We start from the raw sequence: 15,886 nt of genomic DNA, 5'->3' as shown, positions 1-15,886 counted from the left end.
CGCGACCCTAAAGCTCGGATCTTCTTGCGCCAATTTTTGAAGCGCGATACCCATTTTTTCTTGATCGGCTTTGGTTTTAGGCTCTACAGCTACGCTGATAACGGGATCAGGAAATTCCATACGCTCTAAAATTACTTTATCTTTTTCGCTGGCTAGCGTATCGCCCGTAAGGGTATCTTTCAGACCCACGACGGCGCCTATTTCGCCTGCATAAAGCTCTTTGATCTCTTCACGTTTATTCGAGTGCATTCTTAATAAACGACCGATACGCTCTTTTTTACCCTTGCCGGTATTTACGACGTAGCTACCGCTTTCCAAAACGCCGCGATAGACACGCACAAATGTAAGCTGACCCACAAACGGATCGGTCATAATCTTGAATCCAAGACCCGCGAACTCGCCCTCGTCGGTAGAGCTTACGTGAACCTCGCTGCCGTCCTCATACTGACCCTTAATCGCAGGCACTTCATCCGGCGCAGGTAGATAATCTACGACCGCATCTAGCAAAGGCTGCACGCCTTTATTTTTAAACGCGGTACCGCATAGCATAGGAAAAAAGCTTAGGCTTAAGCAGCCTTTTTTGATGCCTTTTTTGATTTCCTCCACGCTTAGCTCTTCGCCGTTAAAATACTTCTCCATCAAAGCTTCATCAGTCTCTGCTACCGCCTCAATCATCTTGTCGCGATATTCCTGTGCTTTTTCTCGTAGCTCGGCAGGAATTTCAACGATCTCGGGAGCAGAAGGACCCTTGCTATCATCCCAAACGAGCGCCTTCATAGTAACCAAATCGATAACGCCCTTAAAATCATCCTCGGCGCCGATAGGAATTTGAATCGGAACAGGATGAGCTTTGAGCCTATCTTTGACCTGCTGTTCGACATTATAAAAATTTGCGCCTACGCGGTCCATCTTATTTACGAAAATGATGCGCGGAACATGGTATTTATTAGCTTGACGCCAAACGGTCTCGCTTTGAGGCTGAACGCCACCTACAGAGCAAAATACTGCTACCGCACCATCTAAAACGCGCATCGAGCGCTCGACTTCGATAGTAAAGTCAACGTGGCCCGGGGTATCGATCAAATTTATCTGATGATTATTCCAAAAGCAGGTCGTTGCCGCAGACGTAATCGTAATGCCGCGCTCACGCTCCTGCTCCATCCAGTCCATAGTAGCAGCACCCTCGTGAACCTCGCCAATCTTATGGCTCATACCGGTAAAAAATAGAATTCTTTCGCTCGTAGTCGTCTTTCCGGCGTCGATGTGGGCAGCAATACCAATGTTTCTAACCATATGTAAAGGAGTTTTTCTTGCCATGATACCCTCCTACCAACGATAATGCGCGAAAGCTTTATTGGCTTCCGCCATCTTGTAGGTATCTTCTTTCTTTTTAAATGAAGAGCCTTTAGAATTTGCGGCGTCCATAAGCTCGTAAGCCAGGCGCTCTATCATTGTGCGCTCGCTTCTTTTTCTCGCAAAAGAGATGATCCAGCGAATAGCTAGAGCCTGCTGGCGAGCCGGCCTGACCTCTATCGGAACCTGATAAGTTGCGCCGCCTACACGACGAGATTTTACCTCCATCAAAGGCTTAACGTTATCAATGGCATCGTTAAAAATTTCGATACCTTTCTTCTCGCCACCTTTATTGTCGATGAAATTTAAGGCGCCGTACATAATCTCGGTAGCGACGCTCTTTTTGCCGTCGAACATAAGCGAATTAATAAATTTTGTGATTACTTTGCTGTCATAAATCGGATCGGGCATAACTTCCCTAACGGGAGCTTTTCTTCTTCTCATTTTATTCCTTCAAATTTTAAAATTTTACTCAAACTCGGCAAAATCTAGTGCCGGTCTGTTTCGGCTAAACTATTTTTTAGGTCGTTTAGCACCGTATTTTGATCTTGCGACGGTTCGTTTCGCAACGCCTGCAGTATCGAGTGCACCGCGGACGATGTGGTATTTAACGCCAGGTAGGTCCTTTACGCGACCGCCGCGAACTAGCACGATGGAGTGCTCTTGTAGATTGTGACCTTCACCGCCGATATAGCTGATGACTTCAAATCCGCTAGTAAGCCTTACTTTGGCAACTTTACGAAGCGCGGAGTTTGGCTTTTTAGGGGTCGTGGTATAGACCTTAGTACAAACTCCTCTTCGTTGAGGGCAATTCTTTAGCGCCGGAGACTTCGATTTCTCGGTAAGCTTCTTGCGCTCTTTTCTGACCAATTGATTTATGGTTGGCACATCTTTCCTTTCACAAAAATTTATTCAAAAAGATTTGGATTATACTTTGTTTAAACTTACAGAAACGTAAATTTAACTAAATTTTAATCTCTAATCAGTACAAACTCTCCGCCGCCGCAGATCACTAAGCAGATCGCAGCGGAAAGATATAGATATATGATTTCCAGCTCAAATCCGCCCACGCCGGTAAGCGCGCTCAACGGAGTATGTAGGACATATATTATCATGAGCACGTTTGCGATCACAAGTAGAGCGCCTATGCGGCAAAATACGCCTATGATTATCATCGCTGGCGCCAGTACCTCGCCTACGTATGCGCCGTAAGCCACTAAATCTGGAATTCCTCTGGCTACCAGCATCGATTTTACGCCGTCGATACCGTGAGTAAGCTTAAAAATTCCATGCATTAAAAGACAAACTCCAAGCCCCAACCTGATAAACAACAGACCGAAATTTATGTTGATCATATTCATGTTTCATCCTTTAAATTTAGGGCTTTTTGCCCTAAATTATTTTTTAAGTTTAACTTCCTTGTCTTTATACAAACCGGTTCCGACCGGAATTATGCGACCTAAAATTACGTTTTCTTTCAAGTCCTCTAATCGATCAAATTTACCCGCAATACTAGCCTCGGTTAGAACCTTCGTAGTCTCTTGGAAGGATGCCGCCGAAATGACGCTATCGCTTCCAACAGCTGCACGAGTTACCCCCAGTAGCACGGACTCAGCAATCGCAGGTTCACCACCAATTTTCATAATGCGCTCGTTTTCTTCTCTAAATCTACGGCGGCTAATGAGATCACCGACGATTAGCTGAGTATCGCCACTATCGACAATTCGGACCTGGCGGAGCATCTGAGATACAATAATCTCGATATGTTTGTCGCTGATGACGACGCCTTGAGAGCGATAAACCTGTTGAATTTCGCTTATCAGATAATAATGCAGCGCCTTTTCACCTAAAATTCTAAGCACGTCGTGCGAGCTGATAACTCCGTCGGTAAGCTTCTCGCCCGCGTGGACGAACTCGCCGTTTCGCACCTGGATCTGGCGACTCTTATCGATTAGATACTCGGCACTCGTTCCGTCCTCGCCCTCGATTACGATACGCTCTTTTGCACGCAGCGCCTTATCGAAGCGGACGGTTCCGTCGATGTCCGCGATAATCGCGGTATTTTTCGGACGACGCGCCTCAAATAGCTCCGATACGCGCGGCAAACCGCCGGTGATATCTTTTGATTTCGCAGCAGCTTTCGGCGTCCTAGCCAAAATATCCGCAATCGCTACCTGATCGCCCTTGTTCGTAAAAATCGCGGTCTTCGGTCCTAGATTATATTTGATAGGCTCTCCCTTGCTAGGAGTTACGATGATAGCCGGTTTGACACCCTGCGGTAGGTACTCGTTGATAACCAAACGGCTTTGACCGGTAGTCTCATCATATTGCTCTGTAGCGGTATATCCAGGCTCGATATCCTCAAAGCTGATCTTACCCTCACACTCTGCAGCTACCGGGATGGAATACGGATCCCACTCGGCGATAATCAAGCGATCGTCTTTCTTAGGCTTAGCGATAAGATCTTCGCTTTTTACGACGCTATTATCATCATAGGTAATGACCGATTCGCGCGGAATGTAGTGGCGGATCGCCTCCCTGCCATTTTCATCGGAGATGACTACGTACATACCCTTCTCGCTTACGACATGACCTTTTTTGATATCTCTTAACCTCTCTAAATAATCGCCCTTTAGGATGAAATATTTAAGCGTACCATTTGCTCCCGCTTTGATCTTTTGGGTTACCGGCTCGCCGTCTTTGACGCGAAGTTCGCTTGCAAACGGAATTCGAGTAGGGATATTCCAGTCTTCTTTTATAACCTCTACTAAACTATCATTTTCTCCAACGGTTTCACCGTCTTTAAACACGATGTAGAATTTCCCCTCAACTTTACCGCTTACGCCCGCAAGCTCGGTAGGCTTGGCCAGATCGTGGCGTCGGATGGTATATTTAAATTCTTCCTTCTTACCCTTTAGCGTTATATTTACGTCGTCGTGAGTTATATCAATACTTACCTTACCGGTAATTGGAGCTTTGATCTTTGGCTCAACCAAAAGCACCGCGGCATTTCTGCGGTTCATCACGATATTTTTGCCGCCGTTTTCATAGGTCTTGACATTGTAATATCTGATAAAGCCCTCTTTATCGGCGATTACTTGGCGATCTTGCTGCTCGGTAGATGCTGTACCGCCAGCGTGGAAGGTTCGTAGCGTAAGCTGCGTGCCCGGTTCGCCGATGGATTGCGCCGATATGATACCGACCGCTTCACCCGGTTTTACCAGCTTGCCCTCTCCCAAATTTACGCCGTAGCACTTCGCGCAAACCCCTTTTTCAGCCTTGCACGTAATAGGCGTACGGATGCTTACGGATTTGATGCCGGCATCGACTATGGTGCGTACCTCATTAACGCCCAGAAGCGTGCCTTCAGTAAATAAAATTTCATTCGACACCGGATCAATTACATCCGAGCTTAGCACCCTACCCATAATCCTATCGGCTAGGCTTTCTATTTGCGTTCCATTCTCTACAATCTCGGCAACCTCGATACCCTCGTGCGTGCCGCAGTCGTGCATCGTAACTCTGACATTTTGCGCGACGTCAATCAGCTTGCGCGTCAGATAGCCCGCGTTTGCGGTCTTAAGCGCCGTATCGGCAAGACCTTTACGCGCGCCGTGAGTCGAGATGAAGTACTCGTTTACATTCAGACCCTCTCTAAAATTTGAAGTGATCGGCGTTTCGATGATCGAGCCGTCCGGCTTACTCATCAGGCCTCTCATGCCCGCTAGCTGCTTGATCTGCTCCGCACTACCTCGCGCGCCGCTATCGGCCATCATATAAATAGAATTAAAGCCGTCCTTGTCCTTCTCCATCATCTTCATCATCTCATCGGCTAGCTTCTTGCTGGTGCTAGTCCAGATGTCGATCGTTTTATTATAACGCTCGCCGTCGGTTAGCAAGCCTGCGCCGTATTGGTTCTGAACCTCTCTGACCTGCTTTTTAGCCTCTTCGACGAGGCTTGCTTTAGACTTCGGCACGATGATGTCCGAAACGGAGATCGAAACGCCCGCTTTAGTCGCGGATTCAAAGCCTAAATTTTTAAGATTATCCAAAAATTCCGCGCTTATCTCAAGACCGCCGTTTTTATAGACGTAATCGACAAGCTCGGCGATATCCTTTTTCTTCATAATCTTATTCCAAAGATGATCCGGAATAAAGCTAGGCAGGATCGATTTGATGATCAAGCGGCCCGCGGTCGTAAAGATAATGCGGCGATCGATCATCGTTTTGATTTTGGCGTGGATGTCTAGGGCGTTTGCTTCTACGGCAAGCATTACTTCATCGACGTTTGCAAAAATTTTATTCGTTCCTTTTGCACCTGGCTTTTCGAGGCTTAGATAATAAATTCCTAAAACCATATCCTGGCTAGGCACCGCGACTGGCTTTCCGCTCGCAGGAAGCAAGATGTTCATCGAGCTAAGCATTAAAATTTTACATTCCGCGATCGCCTCTTGGCTAAGCGGCACGTGCACCGCCATCTGATCTCCGTCAAAGTCCGCGTTGAATGCGGCGCAGACTAGCGGATGCAGCCTGATCGCCTTACCCTCGACGAGCACCGGATGAAACGCCTGAATAGACATCTTATGAAGCGTCGGCGCGCGGTTTAGCATAACCGGGTGATCCTTTACAACCTCCTCCAAGCACTCCCAAACTTCATTGATCCTATTTTCGATCATCTTTTTAGCCTGCTTAACGGTCGTTGCATAGCCCTTCTCTTGAAGGCGAGCGATTAGATGCGGCTTGAATAACTCAAGCGCCATCGTCTTAGGCAGACCGCACTGATCCATGCGTAAATTTGGACCTACGACGATGACGGAGCGACCCGAAAAATCCACGCGCTTGCCGAGCAAATTTTGACGGAAGCGGCCTTGCTTACCTTTAATGATCTCGCTTAGAGATTTAAGCGGTCGCTTATTAGCCCCCTTTACGGCGTTGGCGCGGCGTCCGTTGTCAAAAAGCGCATCCACCGCCTCTTGAAGCATTCGTTTTTCATTGCGGATGATGATCTCGGGTGCGTCGAGTTCCATCAGCCTTTTAAGTCTAGAATTTCGATTTATGACGCGGCGATATAGATCGTTTACGTCAGAAACCGCAAATTTTCCGCCCTCAAGGCTTACAAGCGGGCGCAGATCGGCAGGCAGTACGGGCAGATTCGTAATCATCATCCACTCGGGCTTATTGCCGGAATTTAAAAAGCTCTCGACGACCTTTAGGCGCTTGACGATGGTTTTCTTCTTCGCTTCGGAGTTTGTATTAGCCATCTCCTCCTTCAAAGAATTTAAAATTTCGACCAAATCAAGCTCAGCTAGCATATCGCGGATTACCTGACCGCCCATTTTAGCGACGAAGCCCGTCTGCGAAAAGCGCTCTTTTAGGCTCTGATACTGCTCCTCATTTAAAACGTCGTATTTCTCGACCTTTTTAGAATTTTCGTTATCGTAAAATGCCTCGCCTGCACTTTCTACGATATACGCCTCGTAGTAAAGCACGCGCTCAAGATCTTTCATCTTGATGTTTAGCAGCGTACCTATGCGACTAGGCAAGGAATTTACGTACCAAATATGTGCTACCGGCGTTACTAACTCAATATGCCCCATTCTAGTACGGCGAACCTTCGAGCTCGTGATCTCGACGCCGCACTTTTCGCACTTCCAGCCTTTGTAGCGCATCTTTTTATACTTGCCGCAGATGCACTCATAATCTCTTACGGGGCCGAAAATTTTAGCGCAAAATAGACCGTCGCGCTCTGGTTTTAGCGTGCGGTAGTTAATAGTCTCGGGCTTTTTGACCTCGCCGTGGCTCCAAGCCTTGATCTGCTCGGGACTAGCAAGCCTGATTGCAAACGCGTCGAAGTCGTGGACTCTGGCGTCCTCTTTTATTTCTATTCTTTCTAAATTTGAATTATCGCTCATTTATTCTCTCCATTCTCGTAAATTTCAACGTCTAGAGCAAGCGATTTAAGCTCGTTTGTTAAAACAAAAAATGTCTCAGGAATTCCTGTAGACGGAACGTTCTCGCCTTTTGTCAGCGCCTTATACGCAGCCAAGCGTCCATCAACGTCGTCGGATTTGATCGTTAGCATTTCGCGGAGCGTGTATGCCGCGCCGTATGCCTCTAGCGCCCAAACTTCCATCTCTCCGAATCTTTGACCGCCGAATAACGCCTTGCCGCCGACCGGCTGCTGTGTGACTAGGCTGTAAGGACCGGTGCTTCTTGCGTGAACCTTCTCGTCGACTAGATGGTGCAGCTTGAGATAATACATGCAGCCCACGTTTACGCGCTCTTTGATCTTTTCGCCGGTGCGACCGTCGTAAAGCTCGGTCTTGCCGTCCTGATCGATGCCCGCCATTTCAAATAGCTTTTTGAAATCCTCCGGCACGATGCCTTCGAATATCGGAGCGGAAAATCTAACGCCCTTAGCCCAGTCTCTAGCGTATTTCAAAAGATCTTCGTCGCTGATCTTCTCAAGCGTTTTTTTAGCCTGCATTAGTTTGGAAACGCCTGCGATCTCAATCATTTTGGCGCGTAAATTCGCAAGCCACTCGCCCGTTTTCTCCTCTAAAATTTTAGCGATCTGCTCTCCTAGACGCCAGCCCACAAGACCTAAGTGGCTCTCCATTATCTGACCGATATTCATACGACTTGGAACGCCGAGAGGATTTAGCACGATATCCACGCGCTGTCCGCTAGGAAGATACGGCATATCGACCTCAGGGACGATATTTGAAACGATACCCTTATTTCCGTGGCGACCCGCCATCTTATCGCCCACTTTTAGCTTGCGCTTGGTAGCGATATAGACCTTTACGAGCTTAACGACGCCGCTTGGCAAGATATCGTCTTTTTCTAAAATTTCGATCTTTTCGTCATGCTCCTCTTTTAGCTTGCGCTTCTCGTTTTGGAAGTGATTTTTTAGCTCCTCGTATTCCTTCTGAACAGCTTTAGAATAAGCCTTGACGAAGGAATTTAACGTAAAGCGGTTGGAGCTTTCAAGCTCCTCTTTTTTAACCTTATCGCCCTTTTTATAATCTTTTTTATTTAGGCTTTGATCGCTTTGTAAAGCGTTTTTAGAAAGTAGCGCCACTACCTTTAGCATCTCTTCGCGATCAAGCATCAAAAGCCTGTCGTGATGCTCCCTTTCGAGCTCGGTTTTTTCATCCTCATAGGCTTTGTTCGTGCGTGGATCCTTCTCGTAGCCCTTTTTGGTAAAAATTTTAACGTCGATCACCACGCCTTCCATCGAAGCGGTAGCATAGAGAGATTTATTTACCACATGCCCTGCCTTCTCTCCAAAGATCGCGCGTAAAAGCCTCTCCTCTGGGGTCGGCTTAACCTCGCCCTTCGGAGTTACTTTGCCTACCAAGATCATGCCTGGTTTGACGTGAGTGCCGATCTTTACGATACCACTATCATCAAGATGAGTAAGTTCCTCCTCTTTGATATTAGGGATGTCGCGCGTGATCTCCTCCACGCCGTCTTTAAGCTCTCTAGCCTCGATCTCCTTTTCATAAACATGCACGCTGGTGTATTCGTCGGCGCGGATCATCTTTTCGCTCATGACGACGGCATCCTCGTAATTGTAGCCGTGCCACGGCATGAAAGCTATGAGGGCGTTTTTACCGATCGCAAGCTCGCCGCCGTCCATGCTAGGACCATCGGCTATGATTTGACCCGCCTTTATCACGTCGCCTTTGCGCACGATCGGACGCTGTGAAAAGGTAGTGTTTTGGTTAGTGCGTAAATTTTTCTCCATCGAGTAGTGATCGATAAACGGCCCCTTCTCATCTTCGCCCAAAATGAATATGTTTTTATTATCAACCTTTTCTACGACGCCGTCGCGATTAGCTTTGATCGCTTCCCATGAATCGCGCGCGATTATCGCTTCCATGCCAGTTCCTACGATAGGGGCAGTAGAGTGCAGAAGCGGTACGGCTTGGCGCTGCATGTTCGAGCCCATAAGCGCGCGGTTAGCATCGTCGTGCTCCAAAAATGGGATCAACGATGCCGCTACGCCCGCGACCATACCAGAGCAAAGATCAATCAGCGAAATATCCTCGCGCTTAGCCATGATGTTTTCGCCGTCTTTTCTAACCTCCAAAAGCTCCTCTACGATATTGCCCTCTTCGTCCAATTTAGCGGACGCCGGAGCGATTACGAGCCCCTCTTCTTGCGTAGCGGTAAGATAGACGATCTCGTCGGTGACCTTGCCGTTTACGACCTTTTTATACGGAGCCTCGACAAAGCCTAGATCATTTACCTTTGCATAGGTTGCTAGGGTATTGATCAGACCGATATTTTGACCCTCCGGCGTCTCGATAGGGCAAATTCTACCATAGTGCGTAGGATGGACATCGCGCACCTCAAAGCCGGCGCGCTCTTTAACTAGTCCGCCCTCGCCCAGCGCAGATAGACGGCGCTTATGCGTAACCTCGCTAAGCGGGTTGGTCTGATCCATAAACTGGCTTAGCTGGCCACCGGTGAAAAATTCCATAAGCGTAGTGGTGATGATTTTAGGGTTTACGAAATCATACGGCATAAGCTCGTCTAAATTTCCGCTAATGCCGGTAAATTTATCCTTGATCGCCTTTTGAACCTTGATAAATCCAAGGTGCATCTCGTTTGCCAAAAGCTCTCCGATCGAGCGGATGCGGCGGTTTCCGAGATTATCGCGATCGTCGATGAAGCCGTCGCCGTTTTTAACTCTAATTAGATATTTCGCCGTCTTGATAATATCCTCGCTGGTTAGCACGGTTACGTACTCCGGTGCCTCGATACCCAGCTTGTGGTTCATCTTCATGCGGCCCACCTTGGTCAGATCGTAGCGCTCCGGGTTGAAAAATAGATCGTTTACGAAGCTCTTTGCCGCTTCTTTTACCACCGGCTCGCCCGGGCGCATAACCTTGTAAATTCTAATCGCAGCCAGATCGTTCTCGTCGTCTACGCCTTCGCTTTGCTGCAAGAGCTTAAGCGCGTCGGCGTCTTGAATGAAGGAATTTATGATCGAAGTATCTACGCCGCTAGCTAGGTCGTTAGCGATCGTAAATTTTTTCTCAGTGTTAGCGATCTTGGCTAGCTTGCCCTCATCTAGCGCAGTTAGCGAATCAAAAAGCACCTCGCCGCTGTTTTTATCGACGATGGCATCGGCTAGGTAGCGCTCGGCTAAAATTTCAGCCGGATACTCAATGAGCTTTAGTCCGTCCTCTGCTAACTTCTCTGCTTTTTTGGATGTTAGGCGCTTACTTGCTTGATGAAGCACTTCGCCCTTTTCGTTTATAATGTCGTAATCGAGCCTGCCCGCGTATTCTTTCGGATCGAAATCGGTCAGGAATTTTCCTTTTTTAATATAGATCGTCTTAATAGGATAAAATAATTTTATGATGTCTTGTTTTTTGTAGCCGAGTGCGCGAAATAGGATCGTGATCGGAACCTTGCGCCTTTTATTTATGCGCACATATAGTACGTCTTTTACGTCGTATTCGAAGTATAGCCAGCTGCCGCGATCCGGTATTATTTGAGCGGTGTAGATGAGTTTATTTAAAACCGTAGGGCTCTCTTCCTCTTTGAAAATTACGCCCGGGCTTCTGTGCAGCTGATTTACGACTACGCGCTCTACGCCGTTTATGATAAATGAAATTCTATCGGTCATTAGAGGAATGTCGCGAATAAATATATCTTGCTCTTTGATCTCTTTTACGCCGATTTTTTTGCCCGTTTTTTCATCGCGCTCATGCACGAGCAGACGAAGCTTCATCTTTAAATTTACCGAATAAGTAAGACCTCTCTCCATGCATTCTCTAATCGAATACTTTGGCTTTGAAATTTCGCTACTTACGTATTCAATACTTAGTCTATTCTGTGCGTCGTGGATAGGAAAAATGGCTTTGAAAACCTTCTCTATGCCGCTTTCTCCACCCGAGTTATCAAGATTTAAAAAATGATCAAAACTTTTCTTTTGTAGTTGTAATAAATTCGGAATTTCGATGTCTTTGGGAACCTTTGAAAAATCCACTCTAAGACGATTTCCTGAATATAGGCTGTTTAACATTCCACTACCTCGTAGTTGTATTTTAAAGAAAGAAGTGCCGATGCGACGCACCGGCACACATTTGTATGCGAAATTTTAAAATTCCGCGATTTATTTGAGTTCGACTTTAGCGCCTGCTTCTTCAAGTTCTTTTTTGGCCTTCTCGGCGTCTTCTTTGTTAAGTCCCTCTTTAAGAACGGACGGAGTAGCTTCGGTAGCGTCTTTGGCTTCTTTTAGACCAAGACCTGTTAGGGCGCGAACAACTTTAATTACGTTGATTTTCTTATCGCCCGCATCAAGCAATACGACGTCGAATTCTGTTTTCTCTTCAGCCGCTGCCGCGCCTGCGCCGCCAGCGGCTGCGCCGCCGGCTACCATAACCGGAGCTGCGCTTACGCCGAATTTTTCTTCGAATTCTTTAACTAACTCGCTAAGCTCTAGCACCGAAAGATTAGAGATATACTCTAAAACATCTTCTTTTGAAATTGCCATTTTATTCTCCTAAATTTTAATTAAGCGCTAGCTTCTTTTTTCTGCTTAAGCGCATTTAAGCCGATCGTAAAATTTTGAATCGGCGCATTCCATACTTGAAGTAACATCGCGATAAGCTCGTCTCTCGAAGGCATCTTCGAAAGCGCTCTAACCTTATCTACGCCGGCTACTTCCCCATCGATATGAGCGGTCTTAAGCTTAAAAATTTCATTTTTCTCTTCAAATTTAGCCGCTACTTTACATACAGAAAGCTGCTCGCCCCATAAGAAGATATTGGTATCTTTAAAGCTAAGTCCGTTTTTTTCGGCATTTTTTAAAGCGATATTGGCTAGGGTATTTTTGATAACCCGAACCTTTACGCCCGCTTCGCGCGCGCTATTTCTAAGATCTTCAAGCTGCTTAACGCTAAGGCCTTTAAAATCGGAAATTACTATAGCTTCGCTAGCTTTGAAAGCCTCGCCAAGCTCCGCTACTATCTTTGATTTTTCGTCTCTCGTCATTAGGTCTCCTTTCCGATCGGTGATTTCAAGCCAAGCGATCGAAATTTTGAAATTTCGATCAATTAAGTCAAAAACCTTGAGCTATCTCCAATCTAAGATAAAAATTTAAAATTTTATTTTAAATCGATTATTTCTTGATTATCCAGCGTAACCGCAGGGCTCATAGTGAGTGAAAGCGATGCATGAATTACGTATCTACCCTTCGCAGTCGCCGGCTTATGCTTATTTATGGTTTTGATAAACGTCGTAAGATTGTCTAAAAGCTGCTCTTTGCTAAAGCTAGCCTTGCCAAGGCCTGCGTGGATATTTCCCTGCTTATCGACGCGGAAGTTTACCTGTCCACCCTTAGCGTTTTTAACGGCCTGAGCAACATCCATAGTAACGGTACCGGTTTTAGGGTTCGGCATAACGCCTTTTGGACCAAGAATACGACCTACCTTACCGACTAGTCCCATTAAATTTGGAGTGGCGATAAGAACGTCGAAATTTATATTTCCTTTTTGAATCTCTTCAATTAGATCATCGGCACCCACGATATCGGCACCCGCTTCGCTAGCCTCGCTAGCTTTTGCATCTTTTGCAATCACGGCTACTCGAACGCTCTTGCCAGTACCGGCAGGTAAAACGACCGAGCCGCGCACCATCTGATCGGCATGTCTTGGATCTACGTTTAATTTAAGAGCGATCTCTACCGTCTCGTCAAATTTAGCAGAAGCTAGAGTTTTTACCGTACTTACCGCTTCGTCTACGCTATAAATTTTATTTACGTCAACTTTTTTTAAAAGTTCGTTGAATCTTTTTGAATTTTTTGGCATATATTTCTCCGCAATTAAAGTGCTACCGCTTTTTTAAACCTTAGCGGTCAAAAGGTCTAGTCAGTAACCGTAATACCCATAGAACGAGCCGAACCCGCTATAATCCTAGCCGCCTGCTCTCTATCTTTGGTATTCAGATCGGCGATCTTTTTCTCGACGATCTCTAAAACCTGAGCCTTGGTTAAGGACGCCACCTTCTTTTTAAGAGGGTTGTCCGAACCCTTATCTATCTTCGCCGCTTTTTTGATCAAATCCGTCGCAGGCGGTTGTTTAGTGATGAAAGTAAAGCTTTTATCAGCATAAACTGTGATGATAACAGGAATGTTGAAGCCCGCCATATCTTTGGTTCGTTCGTTAAACGCTTTGCAAAATTCCATAATATTAACGCCCTTTTGACCTAGCGCAGGACCTACTGGCGGGCTTGGATTTGCTTTTGCGGCCGCTATTTGCAGCTTGATTTCGCCAACAACTTTCTTAGCCATAAATTTACTCCTTATAAAATTTAAATAATCTTTTCAACTTGCGAGTATGAAATTTCAATCGGCGTGCTTCGTCCGAAGATCGAAACATTGAGGCGAAGCTTGCCGTGAATCATATCATACTCTTCTACGATGCCGTTGAAATTAGCAAAAGGTCCATCGACGATCCTAACCGTCTCGCCCTCATCGAAATTAATCTTGGGCTTAGGAGCCTCGCGATTATTAATCTTTTCTAGAATTATTTCGATATCTTTTTCCGGTAACGCAGAGGGCTTTTTAGCCTCGCCGATAAAGCGACTGACCTTAGGTAACATCTGAATTCTATGCCATAAAGTGGTATCCAGATCTAAATTTGCAAAGCAATATCCTGGATATAAGCTACGTTCTTTAATGGTTTGCTTTGTATTTTTGACCTCTATAACATCTTCGGTAGGCACTAGCACTTCGCCGATCTTAGCCTCAAGTGCTTCGTCTTGCTTTAGCGCTTCTATTGCGCGCTTTACCGCCATCTCGCTGCCGGCGTAAGTTTGTATCGCATACCATTTATTTGCCATATTGCGATCCCTACTTAAGCCGTTATCAAAGCGGACATAATAAGATCCACTAACGCTAAAAACAGTGCGATAACTACAACTACGACGACTACAGAGATATATGCTGTTTTAGTCTGATCTTTAGTCGGGAAAATTACCTTATCTAACTCTACTTTTGCTTGTTTATAATACTCTTTTACTTTTTCCATACCCAATCCTCGTGGCAGGGCAAGAGGGATTCGAACCCCCAACCATCGGATTTGGAATCCGGCGCTCTACCATTGGAGCTATTGCCCTATAACAATTAGCCTTTTAACTTTACTTCTTTATGAAGCGTGTGCTTTTTTAATCTAGGGCAATATTTTTTAAGTTCTAGTTTTTCGGTCGTAGTTTTGCTATTTTTATAAGTAGTATAGTTAATATCGCCACTTTCGGAGCATTTTAATCCGACCTTTACTCTACTTGAATTCTTTGCCATTTGGTTTCCTTGAATAAAAAAGCAAGCGGAATTTTAAAATTCCGCTTGCAAAAAATTAAGCGATGATTTTCGAAACGACGCCTGAGCCTACGGTATGACCGCCTTCGCGAATCGCGAAGCGAGTACCTTGCTCAAGAGCAATCGGAGCGATTAGCTCAACGGTAATTTTAACGTTGTCGCCCGGCATAACCATCTCGGTTCCTTCAGGAAGGGTAATCGAACCGGTAACATCTGTCGTACGAACGTAAAACTGCGGTCTATAATTATTAAAGAATGGAGTATGGCGTCCGCCCTCTTCTTTAGTTAGGATATAAACCTCGCCCTCAAATTTAGTATGAGGAGTGATCGATTTTGGTTTGCATAAAACCATACCACGCTCTACTTCCTCTTTCTTAGTACCGCGTAATAAAACGCCTACGTTATCGCCTGCTTCACCCTGATCCATCTCTTTTCTAAACATCTCAACGCCGGTAACGGTAGTAGTCTGAGTAGGTTTAATACCTACGATCTCGATAGTATCACCAACTTTAACGATACCTTTTTCGATTCTACCGGTTACAACGGTACCGCGACCGGAAATCGAGAAAATATCTTCGATCGGAAGAAGGAAATCTTTATCAGTATCGCGAACAGGAGTTGGAATGTAGCTATCAACCGCGTCCATAAGCTCCATAATCTTTGCAGACCATTCGCCGTCTTGTCCGGCTTTCGCTTCCTCAAGAGCCTTAAGAGCAGAGCCCTTAATGATTGGGGTCTCGTCGCCAGGGAATTTATACTCTTTTAAAAGATCTCTAACTTCCTCTTCAACTAGCTCTAAAAGATCTGGATCATCAACCATATCGGTTTTGTTTAGAAAAACTACGATATAAGGAACGCCTACCTGGCGAGAAAGCAAGATGTGCTCGCGAGTTTGAGGCATAGGACCATCTGCAGCAGAGACAACTAAAATAGCGCCGTCCATCTGAGCCGCACCGGTAATCATATTTTTTACGTAGTCGGCGTGACCTGGGCAGTCAACGTGAGCATAGTGACGTTTCTCGGTCTCATATTCGATGTGAGACGTAGCGATAGTAATACCGCGCTCTTTTTCCTCTGGAGCGTTGTCGATATTGTCGTAGTCTTTTAGCTCGGCTAGACCCTTCCTGGAAAGAACAGCAGAAATAGCAGCTGTCAAAGTAGTCTTACCATGGTCAACGTGACCGATGGTACCAA

The 15,886-nt window shown here is 46.0% G+C and carries 14 protein-coding genes and 1 tRNA gene; all 15 read right to left on the bottom strand.

Annotation, left to right across the window (positions count from 1 at the left end; translation table 11 throughout):
* A partial coding sequence (gene fusA / locus Q0460_RS03110; RefSeq protein ID WP_299084739.1) for an elongation factor G occupies positions 1-1,317 on the bottom strand: 1,317 nt, incomplete at its 3' end.
* A 9-nt stretch (positions 1,318-1,326) separates the two neighbouring features.
* Positions 1,327-1,797, bottom strand: coding sequence for a 30S ribosomal protein S7 (gene rpsG / locus Q0460_RS03105; RefSeq protein ID WP_177386837.1), 471 nt, complete (start codon positions 1,795-1,797; stop codon positions 1,327-1,329).
* A gap of 69 nt (positions 1,798-1,866) precedes the next feature.
* Positions 1,867-2,241: a 30S ribosomal protein S12 gene (gene rpsL, locus Q0460_RS03100; RefSeq protein ID WP_291939381.1), complete on the bottom strand. Its 375-nt coding sequence runs from the start codon at positions 2,239-2,241 to the stop codon at positions 1,867-1,869.
* A gap of 83 nt (positions 2,242-2,324) precedes the next feature.
* Entirely contained in the window at positions 2,325-2,714 is a 390-nt protein-coding gene (locus Q0460_RS03095) for a DoxX family protein (RefSeq protein WP_297942935.1), read from the bottom strand.
* 36 nt (positions 2,715-2,750) lie between these two features.
* A complete protein-coding gene (gene rpoC / locus Q0460_RS03090; protein ID WP_299084736.1) occupies positions 2,751-7,265 on the bottom strand; it encodes a DNA-directed RNA polymerase subunit beta' in 4,515 nt (1,504 codons plus the stop codon).
* Positions 7,262-11,398, bottom strand: coding sequence for a DNA-directed RNA polymerase subunit beta (gene rpoB, locus Q0460_RS03085; RefSeq protein WP_299084733.1), 4,137 nt, complete (start codon positions 11,396-11,398; stop codon positions 7,262-7,264). Before rpoB ends, rpoC begins: the two co-directional genes overlap by 4 nt.
* Positions 11,399-11,488: 90 nt before the next feature.
* Positions 11,489-11,869 (bottom strand): 50S ribosomal protein L7/L12, encoded by a 381-nt coding sequence (gene rplL / locus Q0460_RS03080; protein WP_005872623.1) that lies wholly within the window; start codon positions 11,867-11,869, stop codon positions 11,489-11,491.
* Between the two features lie 20 nt (positions 11,870-11,889).
* The gene (gene rplJ / locus Q0460_RS03075) at positions 11,890-12,369 is read right to left on the bottom strand and encodes a 50S ribosomal protein L10 (RefSeq protein ID WP_295152864.1); all 480 of its coding nucleotides are present in this window, start codon (positions 12,367-12,369) and stop codon (positions 11,890-11,892) included.
* A gap of 113 nt (positions 12,370-12,482) precedes the next feature.
* The gene (gene rplA, locus Q0460_RS03070; protein WP_299084729.1) at positions 12,483-13,184 is read right to left on the bottom strand and encodes a 50S ribosomal protein L1; all 702 of its coding nucleotides are present in this window, start codon (positions 13,182-13,184) and stop codon (positions 12,483-12,485) included.
* Positions 13,185-13,240: 56 nt separating this feature from the next.
* Complete coding sequence (rplK, locus tag Q0460_RS03065; protein WP_005872629.1) at positions 13,241-13,666, bottom strand: 50S ribosomal protein L11; 426 nt, start codon at positions 13,664-13,666, stop codon at positions 13,241-13,243.
* 20 nt (positions 13,667-13,686) lie between these two features.
* Entirely contained in the window at positions 13,687-14,217 is a 531-nt protein-coding gene (gene nusG / locus Q0460_RS03060) for a transcription termination/antitermination protein NusG (RefSeq protein WP_297949858.1), read from the bottom strand.
* 14 nt (positions 14,218-14,231) lie between these two features.
* Positions 14,232-14,405 carry a preprotein translocase subunit SecE gene (gene secE / locus Q0460_RS03055; RefSeq protein WP_005872632.1) on the bottom strand — a complete coding sequence of 58 codons (174 nt, stop codon included), beginning with the start codon at positions 14,403-14,405 and terminating at the stop codon, positions 14,232-14,234.
* Positions 14,406-14,417: 12 nt separating this feature from the next.
* Positions 14,418-14,493: transfer RNA gene (locus Q0460_RS03050), tRNA-Trp, on the bottom strand.
* Positions 14,494-14,500: 7 nt separating this feature from the next.
* Positions 14,501-14,674 (bottom strand): 50S ribosomal protein L33, encoded by a 174-nt coding sequence (rpmG, locus tag Q0460_RS03045; RefSeq protein WP_005872634.1) that lies wholly within the window; start codon positions 14,672-14,674, stop codon positions 14,501-14,503.
* Between the two features lie 55 nt (positions 14,675-14,729).
* Positions 14,730-15,886, bottom strand: a 1,157-nt coding sequence (gene tuf / locus Q0460_RS03040; protein ID WP_298095195.1) for an elongation factor Tu, incomplete at its 5' end; no start/stop codon positions are given.

This window comes from uncultured Campylobacter sp. (genome assembly GCF_937980635.1).
GTDB lineage: Bacteria > Campylobacterota > Campylobacteria > Campylobacterales > Campylobacteraceae > Campylobacter_B.
This window is presented reverse-complemented; position numbering and strand designations above follow the sequence as displayed.